Here is a 24,734-nt window from a genome sequence, read left to right on the forward strand (position 1 = left end):
CTCTCTCTGCGTAACTGCGTAAGAAGTCAGTCGCTACGGGGACGCGGCCGGTCTTAACCGACCGAACCCTCCATCTGCAGCTCGATCAGCCGGTTCAGCTCCAGGGCGTACTCCATGGGCAGCTCCTTCGCGATCGGCTCGACGAAGCCGCGCACGATCATCGCCATGGCCTCGAACTCCGTCAGACCGCGGCTCATCAGGTAGAAGAGCTGGTCGTCGGAGACCTTGGAGACGGTCGCCTCGTGACCCATGGACACGTCGTCCTCGCGCACGTCCACGTAGGGGTACGTGTCCGAGCGGGAGATCGTGTCGACGAGCAGCGCGTCGCACAGGACGTTCGACTTCGATCCGGCGGCGCCCTCGCCGATCTCGACGAGACCGCGGTAGGAGGTGCGGCCACCGCCACGCGCCACGGACTTCGAGACGATGTTCGAGGAGGTGTTGGGCGCCATGTGGACCATCTTGGATCCGGCGTCCTGGTGCTGGCCCTCGCCCGCGAAGGCGATGGAGAGCGTCTCGCCCTTGGCGTGCTCGCCCATCAGGTAGACGGCGGGGTACTTCATCGTCACCTTGGAGCCGATGTTGCCGTCGATCCACTCCATGGTCGCGCCCTCGTACGCCACGGCGCGCTTGGTGACCAGGTTGTAGACGTTGTTCGACCAGTTCTGGATCGTCGTGTAGCGGCAGCGGCCGCCCTTCTTGACGATGATCTCGACGACGGCGGAGTGCAGGGAGTCCGACTTGTAGATCGGCGCCGTGCAGCCCTCGACGTAGTGAACGTACGCGTCCTCGTCGACGATGATCAGGGTCCGCTCGAACTGGCCCATGTTCTCCGTGTTGATGCGGAAGTAGGCCTGGAGCGGGATCTCGACGTGCACGCCCTTGGGGACGTAGATGAACGAGCCACCGGACCACACGGCGGAGTTCAGCGACGCGAACTTGTTGTCGCCGACGGGGATGACCGTGCCGAAGTACTCCTTGAAGAGCTCCGGGTGCTCCTTCAGGGCGGTGTCCGTGTCGAGGAAGATGACGCCCTGCTCCTCCAGGTCCTCACGGATCTGGTGGTAGACGACCTCGGACTCGTACTGGGCCGCGACACCGGCGACGAGGCGCTGCTTCTCCGCCTCGGGGATGCCGAGCTTGTCGTACGTGTTCTTGATGTCCTCGGGCAGGTCCTCCCAGGACTCCGCCTGCTTCTCCGTGGACCGCACGAAGTACTTGATGTTGTCGAAGTCGATGCCGGAGAGGTCCGAGCCCCAGTTCGGCATGGGCTTCTTGTCGAAGAGGCGCAGGCCCTTGAGACGGAGCTTGGTCATCCACTCCGGCTCGCTCTTCTTGGCCGAGATGTCCTTGACGACGTCCTCGTTGATGCCGCGCTTGGCGGACGCCCCCGCCACGTCGGAGTCGGCCCAGCCGTATTCGTACGTGCCCAGACCCTCGAGTTCGGGGTGGGCAGTCTCCGTGGGGAGCGTCATGCGGGGTTCCTCCCGGCCGTGCTTGCGGATGCTTTGTCAGTGGTCTGTGAAGCCTGTGGGGTGTTGCGGGGGATGAACGTCGTGCAGACGCCGTCGCCGTGGGCGATGGTGGCGAGCCGCTGGACGTGTGTCCCCAGGAGGGCGGAGAAGATCTCCGTCTCCGCCTCGCAAAGTTGTGGGTACTGCTCGGCGACGTGGGCGACCGGGCAGTGATGCTGGCACAGCTGCTCGCCTACCGGCGCCGTGCGGGCCGTAGCAGCGTACCCGTCGGCGGTCAACGCCTTCGCGAGAGCCTCCGTGCGCTGCTCGGGGGGCGCCGCGTCCATCGCCTTGCGGTAGGCCTCGGCCTGGGCCGCGATCCGCTCGCGGGCGAATTCGACGACCGCTTCTTCGCCGTGCCGCTCGCTGATCCAGCGCAGGGCGTCGGCGGCGAGCTTGTCGTACGACTGGTCGAAGGCGTCCCGGCCGCAGTCGGTGAGCGCGAAGACCTTGGCGGGGCGTCCGCGCGTACGTGCGCCGTAGATGCGCTGCTCACGGGGCTCGACCACGTTCTCGTGGGCGAGGGCGTCGAGGTGCCGGCGCACGGCGGCCTGGGTCAGCTTGAGGCGACCCGCGAGGTCGGCCACCGTGGAGGGGCCGTGGTCCAGGATGGAGCGCGCGACCCGGTTGCGCGTAGACCGCTCCCCGGTCGCGAGTTCCTCCTGCGGAGCCTCGCCGACGTTTTTCACAACACCATTGTTGCGTAATTCCTCAGAGCCTGACAACCCGCGTCGGGATCACGATCCGGTGCGCTACATCACTTAGGCATACCTAAGCTGACCTGCGGAAATGATCACTGATCGATCAAATCGGTGGCGCGCGACCACGGGTCCGTGCAGACTCCCTGACCATGCCGACACCCCCTCCGACCGGCCCTTTGTGCACGCGCGCGTCCCTCGCGGCCGACCTCCGCGAGCTCGGCGTGCGCCCCGGTGAGACCCTCCTGGTGCACTCCTCGCTGAGCGCGCTCGGCTGGGTCAGCGGCGGCCCTGTCGCCGTCGTCCAAGCACTCCTCGACGCACTGGGCCAAAAGGGGACCCTGGTGGTCCCCACGCAGTCCAGCGACAACTCCGACCCGGCCGAATGGGGAAACCCGCCCGTGCCGGAGTCCTGGTGGCCCGAGATCCGCGCGTCCATCCCCGCCTACGACCCGCGCACCGCCCCCACCCGAGGCGTCGGCGTGATCCCCGAGACCGTACGGACCTGGCCAGGCGCCCTGCGCAGCGCCCACCCCCAGACGTCCTTCGCGGCGATCGGCCCCCGCGCGGCCGAGCTCCTGGAGGGGCACGCGCTCGACTGCCGCCTCGGCGAGCGCAGCCCGCTGGCCCGCCTGGAGGCATCGGGCGCCCGGGTCCTGCTGCTCGGCGCGGGCTTCGACACCTGCACCTCCTTCCACCTGGCCGAGTACCGGCTCCCGGCCCCGCAGGTCGAGAACTCCTTCGCGGTCATGACGCCGGAGGGCCGCCGCTGGACGACGGTCCGCGAGACGTCGATCTCCGAGGAGCGCTTCGACGAGCTCGGCGCGGACTTCGAGCGGGACCGCCCCGTGGTGCGCGGCACGGTCGGCGCCGCGACGGCCCGCCTCTTCCCGGTGGCCGACGCGGTCGCGTACGCCGAGCGCTGGCTCGGCATCCACCGCTCGCGCGCCGAGTGGGCCGGGTAGCAGCCCCCTGCCCACGGGGCTTCCGGCCCCTCTCTAGACTTCCCGCCATGGGAAATGAGTCCGTCGTCCAGGTCACCGGCCTGGTCAAGCGGTACGGCAAGAAGACCGCGGTGGACGGCCTCGACCTCCGGGTCCGCGCGGGCACCGTCACCGCGGTCCTCGGGCCGAACGGCGCAGGCAAGACCACCACGATCGAGACCTGCGAGGGCTATCGCAGGCCGGACGCGGGTACGGTCCGCGTCCTTGGCCTCGACCCGGTCCGCGAGGCCGGCGCGCTGCGCCCCCGCATCGGCGTGATGCTCCAGTCCGGCGGCGTCTACTCCGGCGCCCGCGCCGACGAGATGCTGCGCCACATGGCGAAGCTGCACGCACACCCGCTCGACGTGGGCGCGCTGATCGAGCGCCTGGGCCTGGAGAGCTGCGGCCGCACCACCTACCGGCGCCTGTCCGGCGGCCAGCAGCAGCGCCTCGCGCTCGCCATGGCCGTGGTCGGACGGCCCGAACTGGTCTTCCTGGACGAGCCGACCGCGGGCCTCGACCCGCAGGCACGCCGGGCCACCTGGGATCTCGTACGCGATCTGCGCGCCGACGGCGTCAGCGTCATCCTCACCACGCACCACATGGACGAGGCCGAGCAGCTCGCCGACGAGGTCGCCATCATCGACGCGGGCAAGGTCATCGCCGAGGGCACCCCGGAGGAGCTGTGCCGGGGCGGCGCCGAGAACACCCTGCGCTTCTCCGGGCGCCCCGGACTCGACGTCGGCTCCCTCCTCAAGGCACTCCCGCCGGACTCCGCCGCGGCCGAACTCACGCCGGGCGCCTACCGCGTGAGCGGCACGGTCGACCCGCAGCTGCTCGCCACGGTCACCTCCTGGTGCGCCCAGCACGGCGTGATGCCGGAGAAGATCGCCGTCGAACGCCACACCCTCGAAGACGTCTTCTTGGAACTCACGGGCAAGGAGCTGCGCGGATGAGCGCCGCCGGTACGTACACGCCGAAGCCGGGCGCCGCCCCGCTCCCCCGCATGATCGCCGCGCAGGCGGCGCTCGAGACGAAGATGCTGCTGCGCAACGGCGAGCAGTTGCTGCTCACGGTGGTGATCCCGACCCTCCTCCTCGTGCTGTTCAGCGCGGTCGACATCGTCGACACGGGCAAGGGCGAAGCCGTGGACTTCCTCGCGCCCGGCATCCTCGCCCTCGCCGTGATGTCGACCGCGTTCACCGGGCAGGCCATCGCCACCGGCTTCGAGCGCCGCTACGGCGTGCTCAAGCGGCTCGGCGCCTCGCCCCTGCCCCGCTGGGCGCTGATGGCCGCGAAGACCCTGTCGGTGCTGGTCACCGAGGTCCTGCAGATCGTGCTCCTGACGCTGATCGCCTTCGCGCTCGGCTGGTCACCGCACGGCAACCCCTTCGCCGTACTGCTCCTCCTGATCCTCGGCACGGCTGCCTTCTCGGGCCTCGGCCTGCTGATGGCGGGCACCCTGAAGGCGGAGGCGACGCTCGCCGCCGCGAACCTGGTCTTCCTGCTGCTCCTTGTGGGCGGCGGGGTCATCGTGCCCCTGGACAAGTTCCCGGACGCGGCCCAGTCGGTGCTCGGCCTGCTGCCGATCTCGGCCCTCTCGGACGGCCTGCGCGACGTGCTGCAGGACGGCGCGGGGATGCCGTGGGGGAACCTCGCGATCCTTGCGGTCTGGGCGGTGCTCGGGCTCGGCGCGGCCGGGAAGTTCTTCCGCTGGGAGTAGGAACCGGCGTAAGCCGCGTCACAGAAGCACCGGATACGTCCCCCTCGTGAAGCCGTGCACAAGCGGCCCCCTACGATGGTCCCCGTGCCAAACGTGACCCGAGCCGACGCCGTCTCCGCCGTGCGCAACCCGCTCGCCTTCATCGCCGGGCGCTGGACCCCGCAGCAGCGGACCGTCCAGCGCGCCGCCCTCATCTCGCTCGCGATGACGGTGTGCATCGTGGTCACCGGCGGCGCCGTCCGTCTCACCGGATCGGGCCTCGGCTGCCCGACCTGGCCCAAGTGCACGGACGACTCCCTGACGGCGACCCACGAGATGGGCTTCCACGGGGCCATCGAGTTCGGCAACCGCATGCTGACGTACGTGCTGTGCGCGGCCGTCGGCTGGGCGATCATCGCCGCGCGCTCGCAGAAGCCGATGCGGCGCAGCCTCACCCGGCTCGGCTGGGCCCAGTTCTGGCTGGTCATGGGCAACGCCGTGCTCGGCGGCATCGTGGTGCTCGTCGGCCTCAACCCGTGGACGGTCGCGGCGCACTTCCTGCTCTCCACCGCCCTGATCGCGGTCGCCGTCACGATGTGGCAGCGCACCCGCGAGGGCGACGCCGACGCCCGACCGCTGGTCGGCAAGGCCGTGGTGCAGCTGGTGTGGTTCCTGGTCGCGGCGTCCGTGCTGCTCATCGCGATCGGCACCGTCGTGACGGGCTCCGGGCCGCACGCGGGTGACTCCAGCGAGGTGCCGCGGATGGGCTTCGACTGGGAGACCGTCAGCAAGCTGCACGCCGTGCTCGCCTGGATCGTGGTGACGCTGACGTTCGCCCTGTGGTTCGTCCTCAAGGCGGTCGACGCGCCCAAGGGCCCGCTGCACCGCACCCGCGACCTGTTCCTGATCCTGCTCGCCCAGGGCGCGATCGGCTACGTCCAGTACTTCACGGACCTGCCCGAGGTCCTGGTCGGCCTGCACATGTTCGGCTCGTGCGTGGTCTGGATCGGCGTGATGCGCGTCCTGCTGTCGCTGCGCGAACGGCCGTACACCACGGCCGGCCTGCCGACCCAGGCCGACGACTCGCAGCTCTCGGCGGTCTGACCTCAGCCGTCGGCCAGGCCGTAGACGCGGCGGGCGTTGCCCGCCGCGATGAGCCCCGCCACCCGCTGCGCGTCCGGCAGCGACCACGCGCCCTCCGCGACCCACCCGCCGAGCACCCGCCCCAACGCCTCCCCGAAGAGCCGCGCGCCCACCACGTGCAGCTCGGGCAGCCCGTGCGCGCCGCTGGAGAACAACAGCTTGCCGAAGGGTGCGAGCTCCAGGATCTCCGCGAGCACGGCGGCCGCGCGAGCGCCCGTGCGCACCAGGGCGGGGCCCAGGTCGGCGTACACATGCGGGAAGAGGCCGGCCAGGTCCGCCGCGTTGCGGTGGTACGGATAGCCGTGCAGCAGGATCAGATCGGTGCCGAGCCCCGCGGTCGCCCGCGCGAAACCGCCGAAGTATCCCTGCGGGTCGCCGGCCCCCGCGTGCAGTTGCAGCGGGCGCCCCGACGCGACGGCGATCCACAGCAGATGCCTGAGCAGCACGGGGTCCAGGAGCGCCCCGCCCACCTGCCGCCGGGCCAGCCACCGTCCCGCCGCGCCCCGCACCTCCCCGGGTCCCGGCGGTTCGGGTGCCAGGGCGAGGCTGCGCCGGACGCCCGCCACGGAGGTGAAGGCGACGGCGTTCGCCGCGGCCGCGTGCACGGACTCGGCGAGGTTGGCGAGGAACGAGTCGACGGTGCCCGAGGTGTCGGCCACCTGTTCGGCCAGCAACTCCAGGCGGACGATCTCCCGGGCGTCGGCGTCACCGGCCGACGCCATCTCGCCGGGCCCCGTCAGGTCGCCGGGCAGCCCGGTGTCGACGAGATACGTGGTGATGCCGCTCCCCCGCAGCAGCCGCCGCCCCGCTTCGAGGACGCCCAGATCGCGGCGGCGGGCGAGGTAGCGGGCGGGCGAGCAGTGCGGTTCGAGGCCGAGCAGCGGCGGGCACCAGCGGCGCACGGCGAAGCCCGTCTGGGTGTCGAAGAAGGTGGTGCCGGGCGCGGGCGGGCCCTCACCGCGGCCGAGGTGGGCCTCGAAGGTGCCGAGGCCCAGCTCCGTACGCAGCACACCGTGGCAGTACTGGTCCACCAGGGACGGCGTTTCGATCATCCGGGCTCCCTGTAGACGGACGTGCTCCTACCGTCCTAACGGGTGACCCGGGTGTCAGGTGTTGCTCACGACCGTTCTGTCCGCCACGGCATCGACACCTCAGCCGTTGCTCGGGCCGCCGAGCTGAATGCCGGCCATCCGCGACCACTCGTACGGGCCGGTCTCCACCTTGGCGGCGAAGTCACCGTCGAAGTCCTCGTGGACGGTGATCCCGGCCTTCTCGACGGCGCTCCGCGCGATCGCGTAGGTGGGGGCCACCAGGTCGCCCCAGCCGCCGTCGTCGCCGACCAGGACGATGCGGGTGCCCTCGTGCCCGATGTACGCGACCTGCCCCTCGGCACCGCCGTGCGCCTGGGCGAAGGCACCGATCTGCTTGGCCAGCTTGGCGGCCTTCTTGTCCGCGCGGGCTGCCTGCTTGCTGTCCTCGACCTGCTGCGTCTCTGCCATGTGCAGGATGCTACCGACGGGTAGATCAACTGGCGACGGGCGGGGCACGTGGCGTTCAACACCACGTGCCCCGCCCGTCGGGAAGTCTTCGGCTCAGCGCAGGAAGGGGTCCACCGCGACCGCCACGAAGAGCAGCGAGACGTAGGTGATCGACCAGTGGAAGAGCCGCATCTCCTTGAGCTTGCCGCCCGTGACCTCCGCCTTGGCGCGGTTCTGCAGGCCATGTGCCTCCCACAGCCACCAGCCGCCGGTCACGAAGGCGACCACGGTGTAGAACCAGCCGGTGTAGCCCAGCGGCTGCAGCAGCAGCGAGACGGCGACCATCACCCAGCTGTAGAGGACGATCTGACGGGCGACCACCTTGTTCGACGCGACGACCGGCAGCATGGGCACGCCCACACGCGCGTAGTCGTCCTTGACCTTCATCGACAGCGGCCAGTAGTGCGGCGGCGTCCAGAAGAACATGACGAGGAAGAGGATGACCGGCGCCCAGGAGAGGGAGTTGGTCACCGAGGACCAGCCGATGAGCACCGGCATGCAGCCCGCGATGCCGCCCCAGACGATGTTCTGCGAGGTGCGGCGCTTCAGGATCATCGTGTAGACGACCACGTAGAAGAGGAGCGCCCCGAGGGCGAGCCACGCGGACAGCCAGTTGACGACGAGGCCGAAGAGCAGCGTCGAGGCGACCGCGAGCGCGATGCCGAAGACGAGGCACTCCCGGGGGCTGACCATCCCCGTGACCAGGGGCCGCTGGGACGTACGGTCCATCAGGGCGTCGATGTCACGGTCGATGTACATGTTGAGCGCGTTTGCGCCGCCCGCCGAGAGGTAACCGCCCAGGCAGGTCACGAAAACCAGCCAGAGGTCGGGCACCCCCTGCTCGGCGAGGAACATCACCGGAACGGTGGTGATCAGGAGGAGCTCGATGATTCGCGGCTTGGTCAGCGCCACGAACGCCATGACACGGGCCCCGAGCGGCCGGTGGCTTGGGCTAGAGCTCGTCCCAATTGCTCCCGCTGGACGGGATTCAACGGCCGTCACGCACACCCCTGACAGAGACTTCCCAGCAAGCCGCGTCGGACGTTCAGACATGAAGTTCCGGTAAAGGCTCGCGCGTACCACGCCACTGTAGACGTTGCCCATACCTCGCCCTTCGCGGGGGTGGGGTCGTGTTGAGCGGCGTGTTGGTACGCCCGAAACACGGCCCGACACCCGTTCAGATGAGCGGTGCCGCACTCGTTGTGAGAGTCCAGATGAGCGGCTTCCGGATCACATGGTGAACACCGTGGATCCCTTTCGGGAGGCGGATCGCGGCGCACCCCGGCACTCTGGAATGACTCGAAAAAATGCACGTCTTTACAGCGGTAGGCTCGACAGCGGCCGGTGGGATCTACATCGCCGGCATTCGACATGTGGAGAGGAGCCCTGACTCAGGGTGAGCACCAAGCCGACCACCACAGACCTCGAGTGGACCGAACTGGACCAGCGGGCTGTTGATACTGCCCGCGTCCTGGCCATGGACTCCGTACAGAAGGTCGGCAACGGCCATCCTGGTACGGCCATGAGCCTCGCGCCCGCCGCGTACACCCTCTTCCAGAAGGTGATGCGGCACGACCCCGCGGACGCCGAGTGGACCGGGCGTGACCGGTTCGTCCTTTCCGCGGGCCACTCGTCCCTGACCCTCTACATCCAGCTCTACCTGGCCGGCTTCGGCCTGGAGCTCGATGACCTGAAGGCGTTCCGCACCTGGGGCTCGAAGACCCCGGGCCACCCGGAGTACGGGCACACCACGGGCGTGGAGACGACGACGGGCCCGCTCGGCCAGGGCGTCGCGAACGCCGTGGGCATGGCGATGGCCGCCCGTTACGAGCGTGGCCTGTTCGACCCGGAGACCGCTGCCGGTGAGTCGCCGTTCGACCACCACATCTTCGCCATCGCCGGTGACGGCTGCCTCCAGGAGGGCATCTCCGGCGAGGCGTCGTCGCTGGCCGGGCACCAGAAGCTCGGCAACCTCGTGCTGCTGTGGGACGACAACCACATCTCCATCGAGGGCGACACGGAGACCGCGGTGTCCGAGGACACCATGAAGCGGTACGAGGCCTACGGCTGGCACGTCCAGCGCGTGGAGCCCAAGGAGAACGGCGACCTGGACCCGGCCGCCCTCTACAAGGCGATCCTGGCCGCGAAGGCGGAGACGGAGCGCCCCTCCTTCATCGCGATGCGCTCGATCATCGCCTGGCCCGCGCCGAACGCGCAGAACACCGAGGCCGCGCACGGCTCGGCGCTCGGCGACGACGAGGTCGCGGCCACCAAGCGCGTCCTCGGCTTCGACCCCGAGCAGAACTTCGAGGTCTCGGACGAGGTCCTCGCGCACACCCGTGCCGCGCTCGACCGCGGCCGTGACGCCAAGGCCGAGTGGGAGAAGGGCTTCGCCGCCTGGCGCACCGCGAACTCCGCGCGCGCCGCCGAGTTCGACCGCGTCGCCGCGGGCGAGCTCCCGCAGGGCTGGAAGGAGAAGCTCCCGGTCTTCGAGACGGGCAAGGGCGTCGCGACGCGTGCCGCGTCCGGCAAGGTCCTGCAGGCGCTCGGCGCGGTGATCCCCGAGCTGTGGGGCGGCTCCGCCGACCTCGCGGGCTCGAACAACACCACGATCGACAAGACGTCGTCGTTCCTCCCGGTGGGCAACCCGCTGCCGGAGGCGAACCCGTACGGCCGCACGATCCACTTCGGCATCCGCGAGCACTCCATGGCCGCGGAGATGAACGGCATCGCGCTGCACGGCAACACCCGCATCTTCGGCGGCACCTTCCTGGTGTTCTCCGACTACATGCGCAACGCCGTCCGTCTTTCCGCCCTCATGCACCTGCCGGTGACGTACGTGTGGACGCACGACTCCATCGGTCTCGGCGAGGACGGCCCGACGCACCAGCCGGTCGAGCACCTGGCCTCGCTGCGTGCCATCCCGGGCCTGAACGTGGTCCGCCCTGCGGACGCGAACGAGACCGCCGTCGTGTGGCGCGAGATCCTCGAGCGCTACACCAAGGAGTTCGGCAAGGGCGCCCCGCACGGCCTCGCGCTGACCCGTCAGGGCGTGCCGACGTACGACCGCGAGGTCACCGAAGGCGCCGTCAAGGGCGGCTACGTCCTCTTCGAGGCCGACGGCGGCACCCCCGAGGTCGTCCTCATCGGCACCGGCTCCGAGGTGCAGCTCGCCGTCGAGGCGCGCGAGCAGCTCCAGGCCGCGGGCGTGCCCACGCGCGTCGTCTCGATGCCGTGCGTCGAGTGGTTCGAGGCGCAGGACCAGGGGTACCGCGACAGCGTCCTTCCGCCGTCCGTCAAGGCGCGCGTCGCGGTCGAGGCGGGCATCGGCCTGACCTGGCACCGCTTCGTGGGTGACGCCGGGCGCATCGTCTCGCTGGAGCACTTCGGTGCCTCGGCCGACGGCAAGGTGCTGTTCCGCGAGTTCGGTTTCACCGCCGACGCCGTCGCGGCCGCTGCCCGGGAATCGATCGACGCCGCTCAGCGCTGACGCCGACATACGACCAAGTAGGAGATGTAATCCCATGACAGACGCACTCAAGCGCCTCTCCGACGAAGGCGTCGCGATCTGGCTGGACGACCTGTCGCGCAAGCGGATCACGTCCGGCAACCTCGCCGAGCTGATCGACCAGAGTCACGTGGTGGGTGTCACCACGAACCCGTCGATCTTCCAGAAGGCGATCTCGCAGGGCGACGGCTACGACCAGCAGCTCTCCGACCTCGCCTCCCGCGGTGTCACCGTCGAAGAGGCCATCCGCATGATCACGACGGCGGACGTCCGTGACGCCGCCGACATCCTGCGCCCGGTCTTCGACGCGACGGGCGGCCAGGACGGCCGGGTGTCGATCGAGGTCGACCCGCGCCTGGCGCACAACACGAAGTCGACGGTCGCCGAGGCCAAGCAGCTCGCCTGGCTGGTGGACCGCCCGAACACGCTCATCAAGATCCCGGCGACGAAGGCGGGCCTGCCCGCGATCACCGAGGTCATCGGCAGGGGCATCAGCGTGAACGTGACGCTGATCTTCTCCCTCGAGCGCTACCGCGAGGTCATGGACGCGTACCTGGCGGGCCTGGAGAAGGCGAAGGCCGCCGGCCTGGACCTCTCCAAGATCCACTCGGTGGCATCCTTCTTCGTGTCCCGCGTGGACACCGAGATCGACAAGCGCCTGGACGCGCTGGGCACCGACGAGGCCAAGGCCGCCAAGGGCAAGGCCGCGCTCGCCAACGCCCGCCTGGCGTACGAGGCGTACGAAGAGGTCTTCTCGTCCGACCGCTGGGCCGCGCTGGACAAGGCGCAGGCCAACAAGCAGCGTCCGCTGTGGGCCTCGACCGGCGTCAAGGACCCGGCGTACAAGGACACCCTGTACGTCGAGGACCTCGTCGCGCCGAACACGGTGAACACGATGCCGGAGGCGACTCTGGAGGCCACCGCCGACCACGGTCAGATCTCGGGCAACACCATCGCCGGGACGTACGACGCCGCGCGCGGTGAGATCGAGGCCGTCGAGAAGCTCGGCATCAGCTACGACGACGTGGTGCAGCTGCTCGAGGACGAGGGCGTCGAGAAGTTCGAGGCGTCCTGGAACGACCTGCTCAAGTCCACCGAGGCGGAGCTCAAGCGCCTCACCCCTTCGGAGGGCTGACCATCTTGTCAAGCAGCAATCCGCTGCGTGACGCCGCAGACCGACGGCTCCCGCGTATCGCGGGGCCGTCGGGCCTGGTCATCTTTGGCGTCACGGGCGATTTGTCCCGTAAAAAGCTGATGCCCGCTGTCTATGACCTCGCCAACCGAGGCCTGTTGCCGCCGGGCTTCTCGCTCATCGGCTTCGCGCGTCGCGACTGGGAGGACGAGGACTTCGCCCAGGTCGTCCACGACGCCGTCAAGCAGCACTCGCGCACGCCGTTCCGCGAGGAGGTCTGGCAGCAGCTCATCCAGGGGATGCGCTTCGTCCAGGGCAACTTCGACGACGACGCCGCGTTCGAGCAGCTCAAGGCCACCATCCAGGAGCTCGACAAGGCACAGGGCACGGGCGGCAACTTCGCCTTCTACCTGTCGGTGCCCCCGAAGTTCTTCCCGCAGGTCGTCCAGCAGCTCAAGAAGCACGAGCTCGCGGACGCCCCGCAGGGCTCCTGGCGCCGCGCGGTCATCGAGAAGCCCTTCGGACACGACCTGGCGTCCGCCAAGGAGCTCAACTCGATCGTGCACGAGGTGTTCGACCCGGACCAGGTGTTCCGGATCGACCACTACCTCGGCAAGGAGACCGTCCAGAACATCCTGGCGCTCCGCTTCGCCAACCAGATGTTCGAGCCGATCTGGAACCGGTCGTACGTGGACCACGTCCAGATCACCATGGCCGAGGACATCGGCATCGGCGGCCGTGCCGGTTACTACGACGGCATCGGCGCGGCCCGTGACGTCATCCAGAACCACCTGCTCCAGCTGATGGCGCTGACCGCGATGGAGGAGCCCGCCTCCTTCGACGCGAACGCGCTCGTCGCGGAGAAGGCGAAGGTCCTCGGCGCCGTGCGGCTGCCCAAGGACCTCGGTTCGAGCACGGTCCGCGGTCAGTACGCCGCGGGGTGGCAGGGCGGCGAGAAGGCCGTCGGTTACCTCCAGGAAGAGGGCATCGACCCCAAGTCGAAGACCGACACCTACGCGGCCATCAAGCTGGAGGTGGACAACCGCCGCTGGGCGGGCGTCCCCTTCTACCTCCGTACGGGCAAGCGCCTCGGCCGCCGCGTCACGGAGATCGCGGTCGTCTTCCAGCGCGCGCCCCACTCCCCCTTCGACCACACGGCGACGGAGGAGCTGGGCCAGAACGCGATCGTCATCCGCGTCCAGCCCGACGAGGGCATCACGGTCCGGTTCGGCTCGAAGGTGCCCGGCACCTCGATGGAGATCCGCGACGTGTCGATGGACTTCGCGTACGGCGAGTCCTTCACCGAGTCCAGCCCGGAGGCGTACGAGCGCCTGATCCTGGACGTCCTGCTCGGCGACGCCAACCTCTTCCCGCGCACGGAGGAGGTCGAGCTCTCCTGGAACATCCTCGACCCGATCGAGGAGTACTGGGACAAGCACGGCAAGCCCGCGCAGTACCCGTCCGGGACCTGGGGCCCGTCCGAGGCGGACGAAATGCTCGCACGAGACGGACGGAGCTGGCGTCGCCCATGAAGATCGACCTTACGGACACCACGTCCAGCAAGATCAACAAAGCGCTCGTCAAGGGGCGCAGGGCGATCGGCACCCCGGCCGTCGGCATGGTGCTCACCCTCGTCATCGTCACCGACGAGGAGAACGCCTACGACGCCCTGAAGGCCGCCAACGAAGCGTCCCGCGAGCACCCCTCGCGCAAGCTCGTCGTCATCAAGCGCGCCGCGCGCTCACCCCGTGACCGCACGACGTCGCGTCTCGACGCCGAGGTGCGGGTCGGCGCGGACGCGGGCACCGGCGAGACGGTGGTCCTGCGTCTGTACGGCGAGGTCATCAACCACGCCCAGTCGGTCGTCCTGCCGCTGCTGCTTCCGGACGCCCCCGTCGTCGTGTGGTGGCCGGTCAACGCGCCGCTCGATCCGGCCAAGGACCCGCTGGGCGCCCTCGCCCAGCGCCGCGTCACGGACACGTACGCCGCCGAGCAGCCGATCCACGAGCTGACCGCGCGCGCCGACGCCTACCACCCCGGCGACACGGACCTGTCCTGGACCCGGATCACCCCGTGGCGCTCGATGCTCGCCGCGGCGCTCGACCAGGTCGCCTGCAAGGTGACGTCGGTCGAGGTGGAGGGCGAGGAGTTCAACCCGAGCTGCGAGCTGCTCGCCATGTGGCTCGCGGACCGCCTCGGCGTCCCCGTGAAGCGCTCGCTGTCCGCGGGCCCAGGCCTGACCGGCGTCCGCATGGACACCGACTGCGGTCCCATCGTGCTCGGCCGGGCCGACGGCTCGCTGGCCACGCTCTCCATCCAGGGTCAGCCCGACCGCGCGGTGGCGCTCAAGCGCCGCGAGACGGCCGAGCTGATCGCCGAGGAGCTGCGCCGTCTAGACCCGGACGACACCTACGCGTCCGCGCTGAGGTTCGGCGTGGACCGCTTGGGCGAGTACGAGGAGACCGCGGTTCCGGCGGTGGAGGAGCCCGCGGAGGCGGCCAAGAAGACCGCTCCCGCGAAGAAGGCCGCGGCCAAGAAGGCGGCGACGAAGTGAGCGCGGCCCCGCAGCTGGTGGTGCACCGCGACAAGGATCTGATGGCGCAGGCCGCCGCGGCCCGCCTCATCACGAAGATCGTCGACGCGCAGGCCGCCCGCGGCTTCGCGTCGGTGGTCCTCACCGGCGGACGCAACGGCAACGGCCTGCTTGCGGCGCTGAGTTCGTCTCCGGCGAAGGACGCGATCGACTGGTCGCGCCTTGACCTGTGGTGGGGCGACGAGCGTTTCCTGCCGGACGGCGACCCGGAGCGCAACTACACCCAGGCCAAGGAGGCACTGCTCGACTCGGTGCCCCTGAACCCGGCCCGGGTGCATCCGATGCCCGCGTCGGACGGCGCGTACGAGGTGGACGCGGCGGCCGGGATGTACGCGGCCGAGCTCACCGCGGCCGCGGGGCCCGAGGACCATGGTCCGGTGCCGACGTTCGACGTGCTGATGCTCGGCGTCGGCCCGGACACCCATGTCGCCTCGCTCTTCCCTGAGTTGCCCGCGGTCCGTGAGACGGAGCGGACGGTGGTCGGCGTGCACGGCGCGCCCAAGCCGCCGCCCGTGCGCATCACGCTCACGCTCCCGGCGATCCGGTCGGCGCGTGAGGTGTGGCTGCTCGCGGCCGGCGAGGACAAGGCGAACGCCGCGGCGATCGCCCTGTCGGGCGCCGGCGAGGTACAGGCGCCCGCGGCGGGCGCGTACGGCAGGTCACGGACGCTGTGGCTGCTGGACAGGGCGGCGGCCTCACAGCTGCCGCGCGACCTGTATCCGCCGGCTTCCCCCTGAGCGGTTCTCTTGCGGCGGTACGGCCCGGTCCACCTCTCGGTGGGCCGGGCCGTACTGTTTCAGCGGCTCGACTCAGCGGCTCAACGGCCGCGCAGGGTGCGGTACTTCTCGACGAGCGCCGTCGTCGACCCGTCGAGGTCCGGTACGTCGGCGCCCTCCGTCAAGGCGGGCTCGATGCGCTTGGCGAGGACCTTGCCGAGCTCGACGCCCCACTGGTCGAAGGAGTCGATGTTCCACACGGCGCCCTGCACGAACACCTTGTGCTCGTAGAGCGCGACGAGTTGACCGAGAACCGACGGTGTCAGCTCCTTGGCGAGGATCGTCGTCGTCGGGTGGTTGCCCTTGAACGTCTTGTGCGGGACGAGTTCGTCCGGTACGCCCTCGGCCCGCACCTCGTCGGGGGTCTTGCCGAAGGCCAACGCCTGCGTCTGGGCGAAGAAGTTGGCCATCAGGAGGTCGTGCTGGGCGACCAGGCCCGGCAGCAGATCGGCGACGGGCTCGGCGAAGCCGATGAAGTCCGCCGGGATCAACTTCGTGCCCTGGTGGATGAGTTGGTAGTACGCGTGCTGGCCATTGGTGCCCGGGGTGCCCCAGACGACCGGACCCGTCTGCCAGTCGACCGGCTCTCCGTCGCGGTCCACGGACTTGCCGTTGGACTCCATGTCCAGCTGCTGGAGGTAGGCGGTGAACTTGGAGAGGTAGTGCGAGTACGGCAGAACCGCGTGCGACTGGGCATCGTGGAAGTTGCCGTACCAGATGCCCAACAGGCCGAGCAGCAGCGGCACGTTCGACTCGGCGGGCTCGTTGCGGAAGTGCTCGTCGACGAGGTGGAAGCCGTCCAGCATCTGCCGGAAGGCGTCCGGGCCGATCGCGATCATCAGCGAGAGGCCGATAGCCGAGTCGTACGAGTAGCGGCCGCCGACCCAGTCCCAGAACTCGAACATGTTGGCCGTGTCGATGCCGAAGTCGGAGACCTTCTCGGCGTTCGTCGACAGGGCGACGAAGTGCTTGGCGACGGCGCTCTGGTCGGCGCGCAGGCCGGTCAGGAGCCAGTCGCGCGCGGAGGTCGCGTTCGTGATCGTCTCGATCGTGGTGAACGTCTTCGAGGCGATGACGAAGAGCGTCTCGGCCGGGTCCAGGTCCCGCACGGCCTCGTGCAGGTCGGCGCCGTCGACGTTCGACACGAAGCGCACGGTGAGGTCACGGTCGGTGAACGAGCGCAGCGCCTCGTACGCCATGGCGGGGCCGAGGTCCGAGCCGCCGATGCCGACGTTCACGATGTTCTTGATGCGCTTGCCGGTGTGCCCGGTCCACTCGCCGGAGCGGACCTTGTCCGCGAAGGCGCTCATCTTGTCGAGCACGGCGTGCACGGCCGGCACCACGTTCTCGCCGTCGACCTCGATCACCGCGTCCCGCGGGGCACGCAGCGCCGTGTGCAGGACGGCGCGGTCCTCGGTGGTGTTGATCTTCTCGCCGCGGAACATCGCGTCCCGCAGGCCGAAGACGTCGGTGGCCGCGGCGAGCTCGCGCAGGAGCGTCAGCGTCTCGTCCGTGACGAGGTGCTTGGAGTAGTCGACGTGCAGGTCACCGACCTGGAGCGTGTACTGCGTGCCGCGCGCCGGGTCCTTCGCGAAAAGATCACGCAGCTGCACCTCCCCCAGCTGCTCCCGGTGCTTGCCGATCGCCGCCCATTCGGGCGTCTGGTTGAGCCTGGCGCGGCTTTCTGCGTTCATCTCGGACTTCAGCCTTCTCTCGTACCTGTGTACGTACCTTGCCCCGCTGCACGATCCAACCTAATTGATCAGGGCCCGATATGAGATCTCTGAAGCTGTCTGTCCGCACACGTGCCAGTAAACGCCACATGAAAAGCACAGCGGCCGGACATCCACCGATGTCCGGCCCTTCTCACGCTCTAGATCTCGCCCCGTAGTTTTGCCAGCGCTTCCGCGAGAATCGCCTCGCCGTCCGCGTCGGTGCGCCGCTCACGCACATACGCCAGGTGCGTCTTGTACGGCTCGGTGCGGGGCGGGTCCGGCGGATTGTCCCGGTCCTGACCGGCCGGGAAGCCGCAGCGGGGGCAGTCCCAAGTATCGGGCACCTGCGCGTCGCTGGCGAAGCTGGGAACCGTCTCGTGCCCGTTGGAGCACCAGAAGGAGATGCGCAGACGCGGCGCGGACTCACCGCGCTCGGCCTCGCCCATCGGCCCCGCCCCGACCCGACTTCCTCGGATCGCGTTGCCACTTGCCACGGTCGTAACTCCCTGCGTGATGGTGCTGCTGCGGGCGCCTCAGTCTACGTAAGGCCCAACGCGCGTCCAGTGTTTGGAGTTACACCCCGCCCCGACACGCAAGCCCCATGATAATCCGCGCCGTGCGGCGCGCACCGTACATGGGGCTTTAAGCGAAGCTTTCGCAAGGTGGCAATCAAGCCGCTTTCGCGGTCAGTTGTTCACCTTCATCAACAGGCCGAGCACGACAATGCACGCGAACCAGAGAAGACCGACCACGACAGTGATGCGGTCGAGGTTGCGCTCGGCGACCGACGAGCCGCCGACGGAGGACTGCATGCCGCCACCGAACATGTCGGAAAGACCGCCGCCCTTGCCCTTGTGCATCAGGACAAGGAGCATCATCAGCAGGCTGAAGACGATCAGGGCGATCGAGAACCCCATAACCACGGCTGGACCAACTTCCTCGGATCTGAATCGACTCTGTATCGACGACGGGGGCCGGATGCCTCGCGAAGCGAAGCCGCCCGGCCCCCGCAAGGGTACGACGTATCGGCGCTACCGCATACTCACTGGTCGCGGAAGCGCACGATCTTGACGAACTCGTCCGAGTCGAGTGCCGCGCCGCCCACCAGGGCGCCGTCGACGTCGGCCTGCGCCATGATCGCGGCCACGTTGCCGGACTTCACGGAGCCGCCGTACTGGATGCGGACCTTGTCGGCGAGCTCCTGCGAGTACAGCTCGGCGAGGCGGCCGCGGATCGCGCCGCACACCTCCTGGGCGTCCTCGGGGGTCGCGACCTTGCCGGTGCCGATGGCCCACACCGGCTCGTACGCGATCACGATGGACTCGGCCTGCTCGGCCGGCAGGTCCTTCAGACCGCCGTCGAGCTGGGCAAGGGTGTACTCGATCTGCTGGCCGGCCTCACGGATGTCGAGGCCCTCGCCGATGCAGAGGATCGGGGTCAGGCCGTGCTTGTAGGCGGCCTTCACCTTCGCGTTGCAGATCTCGTCGGTCTCGTCGTGGTACTGACGGCGCTCGGAGTGGCCCACGGCCACGTACGTGCACTTCAGCTTGGAGAGCATCGGGCCCGAGATCTCGCCGGTGTAGGCACCGGCGTCGTGCGCCGAGATGTCCTGGGCACCGTACTTGATCTTGAGCTTGTCGCCGTCGACCAGGGTCTGCACCGAACGCAGGTCGGTGAAGGGGGGCAGGACGGCGACCTCGACGGCCTCGTAGTCCTTGTCGGCCAGGGCGAAGGCGAGCTTCTGGACGTGGGCGATGGCCTCGAGGTGGTTGAGGTTCATCTTCCAGTTGCCCGCCATCAGCGGGGTACGCGTAGTCATCAGGTGTCAGTTCTCCAGTGCGGCGAGGCCGGGGAGCGTCTTGCCCTCGAGGTATTCGAGGGAGGCGCCGCCGCCGGTGGAAATGTGGCCGAATGCGTTCTCGTCGAAGCCCAGGGTCCGGACGGCCGCGGCGGAGTCGCCACCGCCGACGACCGTGAAGGCCGGGGAGTCGAGGAGAGCCTGGGCGATTGCCTTGGTGCCCTCGGCGTAGTCGGGGTGCTCGAAGACGCCCATCGGACCGTTCCAGAAGACGGTGCCCGCGTCGGCGAGCTTCGAGGCGTAGAGCTTACGGGTCTCGGGACCGATGTCGAGACCCTCCTGGTCGGCCGGGATGGCGTCCGCGGCGACCGTGGTGGGGTTGGCCGGGGCCTTGGTCTTCAGGTCCGGGAACTCCGTGGAGACCAGTACGTCGACGGGGAGGACCAGCTCGACGCCGCTCTCCTCGGCCCGCTCGATGTACTTCTTGACGGTCGGGACCTGGTCCTCCTGGAGGAGGGAGATGCCGACCTCGTGGCCCTGGGCCTTGAGGAAGGTGTACGCCATGCCGCCGCCGATCAGGAGGCGGTCGGCCTTGCCGAGCAGCTGGTCGATGACGTCCAGCTTGTCGGAGACCTTGGCGCCGCCGAGCGCGACGACGTACGGACGCTTCACGTCGTCGGTGAGCTTCTTCAGGACGCCGACCTCGGTGGCGATGAGGTAGCCCGCGTAGTGCGGCAGGCGCGCCGGAAGGTCGAACACGGAGGCGTGCTTGCGGTGCACGGCACCGAAGCCGTCACCCACGTAGACGTCGGCGAGGGCCGCGAGCTGGTCGGCGAACTCGCCGCGCTCGGTGTCGTCCTTGGACGTCTCGCCCGCGTTGAAGCGGAGGTTCTCGATGACGGCGACCTGGCCGGACTCGAGACCGTCCACCGCCTCGTGCGCGGCGGGCCCGACGGTGTCCTGGGCGAACGCGACGGGCTTGCCGAGGAGTTCACCGAGGCGCTCGGCGGCGGGAAGCAGCGAGAACTGCGGGTCCGGGGCGCCCTTGGGGCGGCCGAGGTGCGAGGCGACGATCACCTTGGCGCCGGCTTCGGCGAGCTTGGTGACGGTCGGCAGGACGGCGCGGATGCGGCCGTCGTCGGTGATGGTGCCGTCGGCGAGCGGCACATTGAGGTCGGCGCGGACGAAGACCCGCTTGCCTTCGACCCCTTCGGCGAGAAGTTCGTCGATCGTCTTCATGAGTTCGGACTCCTATTTGGGCTGGTGTTCTTCCCGGCGAACACCGCAACCATCAATTGAGCGACCCCGACGGCGAGCAACCAGGTCCGCGAGAGCGGCGGCGGTTTAGCCGCAAAGGGAAGCGCAACAAGGCCCGGACCACGCAGTATTGCGCGGTCCGGACCCTGTGCTTACATCGAGGTGCCTGCTCTGCTGATCAGAGCTGACCGCCGACGAAGACCGTGAGGTCGACGAGACGGTTGGAGTAGCCCCACTCGTTGTCGTACCAGCCGAGGATCTTCACCGTCTTGCCCTCCTGGACCATGGTCAGGGAGGAGTCGAAGGTGCAGGAGGCCGGGTCGCTGACGATGTCGGACGACACGATGGGGTCCTCGGTGTAGAAGAGGATGCCCTTGAGGTCGCCGTCGTCGGCGGCCTTCTTGAACGCGGCGTTGACCTCGTCCTTGGTGACGTCGCGCTGCAGGTCGACGACGAGGTCGGTGGCGGAGCCGGTCGGGACCGGGACGCGCATCGCGATGCCGTCGAGCTTGCCCTTGAGCTGCGGAAGGACCAGAGCGGTGGCCTTGGCGGCACCGGTCGTGGTCGGAATGATGTTCTCGGCGGCGGCGCGGGCGCGACGCAGGTCCGAGTGCGGGAAGTCCAGGATGCGCTGGTCGTTGGTGTACGCGTGGACCGTCGTCATCAGGCCCTTGACGATGCCGAAGTTCTCGTCGAGAACCTTCGCCATCGGCGCCACACAGTTGGTGGTGCAGGACGCGTTCGAGATGACGTGGTGGTTGGCCGCGTCGTACTTGTCCTGGTTGACGCCCATCACGATGGTGATGTCCTCGTCCTTGGCCGGAGCCGAGATGAGGACCTTCTTCGCGCCACCGGCGATGTGCTTCTCGGCGTCGGCCTTCTTGGTGAAGATGCCCGTCGACTCGATCACGATGTCGACGTTCAGCTCGCCCCACGGGATGTCGGCGGGGTTGCGCTCGGACAGCACCTTGATGGTGTGGCCGTCGACCGTGATGGTGTCCTCGGTGTGCGACACCTCGGCCTTGAGACGGCCCAGGATGGTGTCGTACTTCAGAAGGTGCGCGGTAGTCGCGGTGTCACCCAGGTCGTTGACAGCCACGATCTCGATGTCCGCACCCTGCTCGAGCAGCGCCCGGAAGTAGTTGCGCCCGATGCGGCCGAAGCCGTTGATGCCTACGCGGATCGTCACGAACCGATCTCCTCGTTGGTACGCCGGTTTCAGACGCCGGCGAGTTGTATGGGATGTCCCCGACCGCCTCCGACCCTACCTCTCTGATGGCCTTTGGGTGACATCGACAGGGGGTCCGGACGGCACGGTGGCCCGTACCCCCGAGTAGGGAGCACGAGCCACCGCGATCTCGGCTTTGACTACGCAGCGTCAGCGGCGCAGATGTGCAAGGGAGGCGCCCATAAGAGCGGCCCGTTCGGCGTTTCCGGGTACATGCTCGAACCCGAAGCCGAGCAGCACGCTGTCACGCGCTGTGACGGCCGCATAGGGCTTGTAGAGCTCCCCCGTACGGGCCCAGTCACCCGTGATGTTGGGGCTCCCGGGGGGCGCCGGAGCGACCGCCCAGGTGCCCAGCGAGGCCTCGAATCCCTCGGTCTGCGTGGCGTTGCCCCCTATCACGAGCTGAGCGTTGTCGGCAAACAGTCCGCGGCCCCCGCTGGAGGGGTCGGTGATGGAGCTGAGCGACACCTCGATCGTCTTGCCCGCGTAGGCGCTCAGGTCGAAGGAGACGGGCTTCCAGCCGCCGGAGGATCCGGTGAAGCTGTTCCAGGCGCCGCTGGTGCCCGACGCCGTGCAGCCGGTCGCGGACTGCGTCAGGTAGTGGCGCAGGAACGGGTGGCCGTTGATGAAGAACCCGGCCCCGCACTCGGCGGGCACCGCCTGGGACGAGTTGCCGTTCGTGTCGGGGAGCGTGGTCCAGTCGTCGCTCCCGGTGGTGTGCGCCTCGAGGACGCCGTGGTCGTAGCCGGTCTCCAGGTTCCAGTTGAGCGCGAACCGCAGCTGCGGCTGGTCCGCGGCCGTGACACCGGTCAGGTCGATGGTGCGGGTCAGCCGCTTCCAGTCCTGGTCGGCGTGGGACGCGGAGGCCATGCCCTGGCCCTCGAAGGGCGCGTACGGGTTGGTGATGCCGGGGTAGCTGCCTGCTGCCGCGCTCTTGAACTGCGGGAACTCGTCGGCGGGCAGGCTGTCGGACGTGACGGTGTAACGGCCGGCCTTGTCCAGGGGGTTGGTGCCGGCCGCCGCGAGCGGTGTCTTGACGCCGCCCAGGGCGCCGCTGCCCTCGAAGCTGGTGGCGCCGGGTGCGGAGAGGCGTTCGTAGGCGCCGAGGTAGTACTGCGCGAAGTCGTCGGTCAGCGCGTCCCCGAGGTCCACGTTGCCGCCCGTGCGCTCACCGGACTCGATCAGCTTGCCGCCCTCGTTGAGGTAGGCGCGCAGGGCGAGTTGGGTGGCCGCGCCGGGCACCGGGTCGCCGGTGTAGTGCACGACGGCGGAGAAGTGCGACAGGACGCCGAGCGGATGCGGGACGCCCTGCTTGGCGACGTCCCAGACCACGGCCGGCCGGCCGTTGGCCTTGAGGGCGTCCACGTACTTCTGGGCCTGCGTCGCGGCCGCGCCCTCCTCGGCGACGACGAGGGTGTTGGCCTTGGCCCGCTCGGTGACGGTGTAGGTGAAGTGCGGGCTCTCCGTGCGGCCCTTCTTGTTGCGGCCGGTGAACCACACCTCGACCTTGTCGCCCACGCGCGCGTCCCCGACCTCGGCGCGGTACTGGTCGAAGTGAAGGTTGTCCTCTCCGCCGTACGTCTCGCCGCCCTTCCAGGCCTTGAGGTCGTCGTCATGCGTACGGCCTCCGTTGACGCGGTAGTTGAGCTCCTTGTCGCGCACCGACTTGCGGGCGGTGACGGCGACTTCCTGGTCACCGCCGCGTGCGTACGAGTCCGTGAAGGAGTCCGGCGTGAAGTCGGGGGCCTCGATGCCGCTGACGGACACCGGCTGGTCGGGGTGGAGTGCGGTCTCGGCGACGGCGAGCGCGAACGGGACGTTCTTCGCGAACTCCTGCTGGATCAGCTTCTCGTCGTCCGGGAAGGTGAAGATCGAGGCGCATTCCTCGGGCTTCCAGGGGTCGTTCGGGTCGATGTTGGAGACGGTCTGGCAGGTGGACATCTCCGGCGTGAACATCGAGATGCCGTTGACGTTGCCCGCGTGGCCGTCCGCCTCGCCGTTGGTGGTGTAGAGCTCGGAGGAGACCTGCGGGTGGTAGCCGGGCACGGCGGGCTTCTCCGGGGTGCCGTTCAGCGCCTTGTAGAGGACGTCGTCCGGGCTCGGCGTGGCGACCTGCCAGCCGATCCCGTAGAGGAGCAGTTCGGCCGCCGAGTGGTAGTTGATCCCGTACGTGAAGCCGATGCGCTTCTGGAAGCGGTCGATCGCCTTTGTCTCGGGCTCGGAGGTGGGGCCCGTGCCGCGGTAGGTCTCCGATGAGGGGGCGGGGGACGAGCCCTCGTTGTCGTAGCCCCACTTGTAGGCGAAGTTGCGGTTGAGGTCGACGCCGTCGCCCGCCGCGATCTTGCCGTCGCCGTCGATGTCGCGGAGGTTCTTGCGCCACTGGCGGTCACCGTCGGCGGCGTGCGTGAAGTCGTAGCCGTCGGGGTTGGCGGAGAGCACGAACCACAGCTCGGTGGAGTTCACGAGCTTGGTGATGCGCTTGTCCTTGCCGTAGCCGTCCAGGTAGTGGTGCATCAGGCGGCGGGTCATCTCGGGGGTGATCCACTCGCGCGCGTGCTGGTTGGACATGTAGAGCGTGGAGGGCTTGGAGCCGTCCTTGGACTTGCTCGCGCCCTTGGAGAGCTTCAGGGCGAGGATGTCCTGCCCCTTGATCGTCTTGCCGATGGAGACGACCTTGGTGAGGCCCGGGTGGGCCTGACCGGTCTTGACGATCTCCTCCTTGAGGCCGCCCTTGCCGCTGTACGGGCGGAAGACGCCGTCCCCCGCGGCCTTGAGCTTCTGCTGCGTACCGGCCGAGACCTTCTGCTCGGTGAGCTTCACGCCGTCGTTCTCGACACCCTTGGCCTGCGCCTCGGTCAGATAGACCTCGACGCGGGCGCTGCCGCGTTCGCGGGTCTGCCCCGCGAGCTCGTGGGCGTCCTGGCCCGCCTTGACGAGGATCGGGATCTGCTTCTCGGTGACCACGGCCTCGTAGACCTTCACGGCCGCCGGGTCGTCGGCGGCCGGGGCCTTCGCCCCGCTGTCGGCCTGGGCGTGCGGCACTGCGACAAGGCCGCCGACGAGCAGTGCGCCCGCGGCGACGACGGATCTGAAACCGGCTCTGGATCTCTTGGATCTCTCTCTTGGTCTCATGAGCCCCCCTTGCGGTT

Annotated in this window: 21 protein-coding genes; 9 read left to right on the forward strand and 12 right to left on the reverse strand. The window is 69.0% G+C overall.

Translation table 11 applies throughout. The features are described 5' to 3' along the window. Positions 1 to 53 precede the first annotated feature (53 nt). Both sufB and ACWGIH_RS31085 read right to left on the reverse strand, forming a co-directional pair. Positions 54 to 1,475 carry a Fe-S cluster assembly protein SufB gene (gene sufB / locus ACWGIH_RS31080; protein WP_409057041.1) on the reverse strand — a complete coding sequence of 474 codons (1,422 nt, stop codon included), beginning with the start codon at positions 1,473 to 1,475 and terminating at the stop codon, positions 54 to 56. Then, positions 1,472 to 2,203 carry a helix-turn-helix transcriptional regulator gene (locus ACWGIH_RS31085; RefSeq protein WP_453450922.1) on the reverse strand — a complete coding sequence of 244 codons (732 nt, stop codon included), beginning with the start codon at positions 2,201 to 2,203 and terminating at the stop codon, positions 1,472 to 1,474. The genes sufB and ACWGIH_RS31085 overlap by 4 nt, the downstream gene beginning before the upstream one ends. A gap of 161 nt (positions 2,204 to 2,364) precedes the next feature. On the opposite strand from ACWGIH_RS31085, the gene ACWGIH_RS31090 reads away from it, so the two are divergent. From ACWGIH_RS31090 to ACWGIH_RS31105, 4 genes are all read left to right on the forward strand, one after another. Then, positions 2,365 to 3,177: an aminoglycoside N(3)-acetyltransferase gene (locus ACWGIH_RS31090; RefSeq protein ID WP_453450921.1), complete on the forward strand. Its 813-nt coding sequence runs from the start codon at positions 2,365 to 2,367 to the stop codon at positions 3,175 to 3,177. Positions 3,178 to 3,224: 47 nt separating this feature from the next. Further along, positions 3,225 to 4,151 (forward strand): ABC transporter ATP-binding protein, encoded by a 927-nt coding sequence (locus ACWGIH_RS31095; protein ID WP_453401303.1) that lies wholly within the window; start codon positions 3,225 to 3,227, stop codon positions 4,149 to 4,151. Then, positions 4,148 to 4,918, forward strand: a complete 771-nt coding sequence (locus ACWGIH_RS31100) for an ABC transporter permease (RefSeq protein ID WP_453450920.1) — start codon at positions 4,148 to 4,150, stop codon at positions 4,916 to 4,918. Before ACWGIH_RS31095 ends, ACWGIH_RS31100 begins: the two co-directional genes overlap by 4 nt. A 75-nt stretch (positions 4,919 to 4,993) precedes the next feature. Next, positions 4,994 to 6,001, forward strand: coding sequence for a COX15/CtaA family protein (locus tag ACWGIH_RS31105; RefSeq protein WP_453450919.1), 1,008 nt, complete (start codon positions 4,994 to 4,996; stop codon positions 5,999 to 6,001). 2 nt (positions 6,002 to 6,003) lie between these two features. On the opposite strand, the gene ACWGIH_RS31110 is transcribed toward ACWGIH_RS31105, so the two are convergent. The 3 genes from ACWGIH_RS31110 to ACWGIH_RS31120 all read right to left on the reverse strand — a co-directional run bounded on the left by ACWGIH_RS31110 (position 6,004) and on the right by ACWGIH_RS31120 (position 8,586). Next, on the reverse strand, positions 6,004 to 7,092 hold the full coding sequence (locus ACWGIH_RS31110) for an amidohydrolase family protein (RefSeq protein ID WP_453450918.1): 1,089 nt from the start codon (positions 7,090 to 7,092) through the stop codon (positions 6,004 to 6,006). Between the two features lie 99 nt (positions 7,093 to 7,191). Beyond that, the gene (locus tag ACWGIH_RS31115) at positions 7,192 to 7,539 is read right to left on the reverse strand and encodes a hypothetical protein (RefSeq protein WP_453450917.1); all 348 of its coding nucleotides are present in this window, start codon (positions 7,537 to 7,539) and stop codon (positions 7,192 to 7,194) included. 93 nt (positions 7,540 to 7,632) lie between these two features. Beyond that, entirely contained in the window at positions 7,633 to 8,586 is a 954-nt protein-coding gene (locus tag ACWGIH_RS31120; RefSeq protein WP_453450944.1) for a heme o synthase, read from the reverse strand. 388 nt (positions 8,587 to 8,974) lie between these two features. Between ACWGIH_RS31120 and tkt the strand changes: the two genes are divergently transcribed. Genes tkt through pgl form a run of 5 tightly spaced genes read left to right on the forward strand, consistent with a single transcriptional unit; the run spans position 8,975 to position 15,548 of the window. After that, positions 8,975 to 11,068, forward strand: a complete 2,094-nt coding sequence (gene tkt, locus ACWGIH_RS31125) for a transketolase (RefSeq protein ID WP_453450916.1) — start codon at positions 8,975 to 8,977, stop codon at positions 11,066 to 11,068. Between the two features lie 34 nt (positions 11,069 to 11,102). Next, positions 11,103 to 12,221, forward strand: coding sequence for a transaldolase (gene tal, locus ACWGIH_RS31130; protein ID WP_453450915.1), 1,119 nt, complete (start codon positions 11,103 to 11,105; stop codon positions 12,219 to 12,221). A 5-nt stretch (positions 12,222 to 12,226) separates the two neighbouring features. Beyond that, a complete protein-coding gene (gene zwf / locus ACWGIH_RS31135) occupies positions 12,227 to 13,750 on the forward strand; it encodes a glucose-6-phosphate dehydrogenase (RefSeq protein WP_453450914.1) in 1,524 nt (507 codons plus the stop codon). Continuing rightward, positions 13,747 to 14,772 carry a glucose-6-phosphate dehydrogenase assembly protein OpcA gene (gene opcA / locus ACWGIH_RS31140; protein ID WP_453450913.1) on the forward strand — a complete coding sequence of 342 codons (1,026 nt, stop codon included), beginning with the start codon at positions 13,747 to 13,749 and terminating at the stop codon, positions 14,770 to 14,772. The genes zwf and opcA overlap by 4 nt, the downstream gene beginning before the upstream one ends. Continuing rightward, on the forward strand, positions 14,769 to 15,548 hold the full coding sequence (pgl, locus tag ACWGIH_RS31145; RefSeq protein WP_453450912.1) for a 6-phosphogluconolactonase: 780 nt from the start codon (positions 14,769 to 14,771) through the stop codon (positions 15,546 to 15,548). The genes opcA and pgl overlap by 4 nt, the downstream gene beginning before the upstream one ends. A gap of 80 nt (positions 15,549 to 15,628) precedes the next feature. Here the strand turns inward: pgl and pgi are convergent, their stop codons facing one another. The 7 genes from pgi to ACWGIH_RS31180 form a co-directional block, all read right to left on the reverse strand. After that, on the reverse strand, positions 15,629 to 17,281 hold the full coding sequence (pgi, locus tag ACWGIH_RS31150; protein ID WP_453450910.1) for a glucose-6-phosphate isomerase: 1,653 nt from the start codon (positions 17,279 to 17,281) through the stop codon (positions 15,629 to 15,631). Between the two features lie 179 nt (positions 17,282 to 17,460). Continuing rightward, positions 17,461 to 17,796 carry an RNA polymerase-binding protein RbpA gene (locus ACWGIH_RS31155; RefSeq protein ID WP_363208051.1) on the reverse strand — a complete coding sequence of 112 codons (336 nt, stop codon included), beginning with the start codon at positions 17,794 to 17,796 and terminating at the stop codon, positions 17,461 to 17,463. 192 nt (positions 17,797 to 17,988) lie between these two features. Then, complete coding sequence (secG, locus tag ACWGIH_RS31160) at positions 17,989 to 18,219, reverse strand: preprotein translocase subunit SecG (RefSeq protein ID WP_135329442.1); 231 nt, start codon at positions 18,217 to 18,219, stop codon at positions 17,989 to 17,991. Positions 18,220 to 18,344: 125 nt separating this feature from the next. Then, on the reverse strand, positions 18,345 to 19,121 hold the full coding sequence (tpiA, locus tag ACWGIH_RS31165) for a triose-phosphate isomerase (protein ID WP_453450909.1): 777 nt from the start codon (positions 19,119 to 19,121) through the stop codon (positions 18,345 to 18,347). A gap of 6 nt (positions 19,122 to 19,127) precedes the next feature. Beyond that, positions 19,128 to 20,339 carry a phosphoglycerate kinase gene (locus ACWGIH_RS31170; protein ID WP_453450908.1) on the reverse strand — a complete coding sequence of 404 codons (1,212 nt, stop codon included), beginning with the start codon at positions 20,337 to 20,339 and terminating at the stop codon, positions 19,128 to 19,130. A 196-nt stretch (positions 20,340 to 20,535) separates the two neighbouring features. Then, positions 20,536 to 21,546 carry a type I glyceraldehyde-3-phosphate dehydrogenase gene (gene gap / locus ACWGIH_RS31175; protein ID WP_363208054.1) on the reverse strand — a complete coding sequence of 337 codons (1,011 nt, stop codon included), beginning with the start codon at positions 21,544 to 21,546 and terminating at the stop codon, positions 20,536 to 20,538. Between the two features lie 189 nt (positions 21,547 to 21,735). Beyond that, the gene (locus tag ACWGIH_RS31180; protein WP_453450907.1) at positions 21,736 to 24,717 is read right to left on the reverse strand and encodes a M14 family zinc carboxypeptidase; all 2,982 of its coding nucleotides are present in this window, start codon (positions 24,715 to 24,717) and stop codon (positions 21,736 to 21,738) included. Positions 24,718 to 24,734 lie beyond the last annotated feature (17 nt).

Source organism: Streptomyces sp. NPDC054872, assembly GCF_053610705.1.